This is a genomic window from Dehalobacter sp., assembly GCA_023667845.1.
Taxonomy (GTDB): Bacteria; Bacillota; Desulfitobacteriia; order Desulfitobacteriales; family Syntrophobotulaceae; genus Dehalobacter.
On the sequence record JAMPIU010000170.1, the window covers coordinates 1 to 2,689 of the forward strand.

Below are 2,689 nucleotides of genomic sequence, written 5' to 3' on the forward strand. Positions count from 1 at the left end.
AAATGAAAACCGTCGCCGAACCCTATATCCGCCGGCGCGCCATTCGCCACCTGGAAAAAGGGCGCGTGGTCATCTTCGGCGGGGGAACCGGCAACCCGTACTTCTCCACCGATACCGCCGCCGCGCTGCGCGCAATGGAGATGGAAGCCGACGTGCTCATCAAGGCCACCAAGGTGGACGGCATCTACGATTGCGATCCGAAGCAGAATGCGAAAGCGGAAAAGTTTGACGAGCTCTCCTACATCGATTTCATCAACCTGCGCCTGGGAGTGATGGACACCACCGCGGTGACGATGTGCATGGAGCACAAGCTGCTGATCCACGTATTGAACCTGTGGGATGAAAGCGCGCTGAAGAAAGCCCTCTTTGGCGAAAAAGTGGGGACGATCATTCATTAGGGAATTGAAACAATGAGATCAGACCTGACCTGCAAAGGTCGGGTCTTTTAATTGGCAACACAATATATACTACTTCAATAGTTTATACTACAACAATAGTTTATACTATTAACATGAATCTATCGACTGATTTCTTCTCACCACATATAAAGGAAAATATTGTTTGGGTTCATGGGAAAGAAAAAAGATCGTACCCAAAATCTCCTCTACGTTACCCAGGTGGAAAAGCTCGTGCAGTAAGTATTATCCTTTCGTTGATTCCCGCAGATACGGAAATTTTAGTATCGCCATTTTTTGGTGGTGGTTCTATTGAGATTGCGAGTGCATTTTTTGGAGTTAAAGTTTTAGGGTTCGATATATTCGATCCACTTGTAGCTTTTTGGCAAGAATTATTAAGTAACCCAACCCAACTTGCAGACGAAGCTCTGAAATATTATCCACTTGATAAATCTAGATTTTATGCACTTCAAAAAGCTTTCCCAACAACAAAACTTGAAATTGCAGCTCAATTCTTTGTACTGAATAGAGCATCTTTTTCTGGTGCAACACTTAGTGGGGGTATGTCACCTGGGCATCCAAGATTTACTCAATCTTCTATTAACTATCTACGGAATTTTTATTTACCAAACCTTACCGTTCAAAAGCAAGACTTTAAACTTACCTTGATGTATGAAGATGGGAATTTCTTTTACTTAGACCCTCCTTATTTAATTGAATCTAGTCTTTACGGTAGAAAAGGTAGCACACATAAAGGGTTTGATCATCACAACCTATGGCAAATGTTAAAAAAACGTTCGAAATGGATATTATCCTATAACAATTGCGAAGAAATTCGTGAGTTATACAAAGGTTTTCGAATTTTATACCCAGAATGGAAATATGGAATGTCTTCTAATAAGGCATCAAAAGAGGTTATCATCTTAAGCAACGATATTCCAGAGATCATTGGAGGATGTAGTGCCTAATCAAGCAAGAAACGGATACTCATTTGAATACTCGATCATTCATTCCCTGCCAATTCAGATTAACGATTGGATAAAAAGTCATCAAGAGGGGTCATGCCATTATCATATTGTTGAAGATGCGGCTTTTGAAAATGTAAAAAGAAACTTTGAATCCACAGATCCTGTTTTGAGAGAATCAATGTTATTAGCGGCTAGAGCTGGAATAAGAAAAATCCTTGATATGGAACCCAGGTTGACACATACCACACCAGACGACCCAATTGAAATATATGCAAAACCCTCATCATCTGGCATCGCGGGTGATGTTAGAGATGTTGTTATGATAAGACAAATCGCAAATTCAAAACGAAGAGTAGTACAAAACGTTTCACCAAACCATACAAATCATTGGGAAATTGGGATTTCAGCCAAATGGAATAACGATGTGATAAAAAATTCAAGATTGGCGGAACACCTTGATTTTTGCCAATCCTGGTTTGGGTTTTCTTGTAGTGACCGCTATTGGGAAGAAATTAAAATCCCTATGGATTATATTAATAAATATTTAGGGACTCCTTGGAATAAGTTACCAAGCAAGGTTGAGCTTGTATATCTACCCATGATTACTGCGTTTATAAATGAAATGAATTTTCAAAGCATAAAGAATCCAAATCTTTCTGAATTGCTAGTGAATTATCTTATTGGTAAATATGATTTTTATAAATTAATTGCACAGAAAATTCAACGTGTAACTGACCTACAGGCATTTAATTTAAGAGGTAATCTAAACCAAGATTGTGATGGTATATTGCCAATTATTAGGATACCTTCACAATCCAATCAGAAACCAACACGTATAGTTTCGATAGGAAAATATCATAATCGGCCAAGTTGGGTAGAGATTATTTTGGATAATGGATGGCAATTCACTCTACGCTTACACAATGCTGAAACAAATATTATTCCGAGTTTAAAGTTTGATATAAGATTCGCTGGTAACCCTGTAAATACTTGGTCAGAGCAATGGTAATTATTCTAGAATAACCCATTAAAACAATTCTCTTGCCTTTCCCTCTTCTCTCCGCTATAATACCTCCATCAGGCCATGACGGAGGAAAGTACGCCGGGGAAACCCGACAGGGACGCGGGTGCACGGATTGAGACGCCCGCCCGGCAGGATCCGGACGAAGTTCCCTCCCGAGCCGCTCAGGCGAATGCTTCTTGCTACTAACTTGAGCCGCCGCGCCCGGCGTTATCGGGGCAGCCGATCGTCAGCAGACTGTCGGACCAAGCGGGTCACGATCGTGACCAACCAGGGTGGTACCGCGGGCATTTTCCCCGTCCCTT

At 41.2% G+C, this 2,689-nt stretch carries 3 protein-coding genes; all 3 read left to right on the forward strand.

Annotation, left to right across the window (positions count from 1 at the left end):
• A partial coding sequence (locus tag NC238_14660; protein ID MCM1567149.1) for a uridine monophosphate kinase occupies nucleotides 1-398 on the forward strand: 398 nt, incomplete at its 5' end.
• A 113-nt stretch (nucleotides 399-511) separates the two neighbouring features.
• The gene (locus tag NC238_14665) at nucleotides 512-1,363 is read left to right on the forward strand and encodes a DNA adenine methylase (protein MCM1567150.1); all 852 of its coding nucleotides are present in this window, start codon (nucleotides 512-514) and stop codon (nucleotides 1,361-1,363) included.
• A complete protein-coding gene (locus NC238_14670) occupies nucleotides 1,356-2,372 on the forward strand; it encodes a HaeIII family restriction endonuclease (GenBank protein ID MCM1567151.1) in 1,017 nt (338 codons plus the stop codon). Before NC238_14665 ends, NC238_14670 begins: the two co-directional genes overlap by 8 nt.
• Nucleotides 2,373-2,689 lie beyond the last annotated feature (317 nt).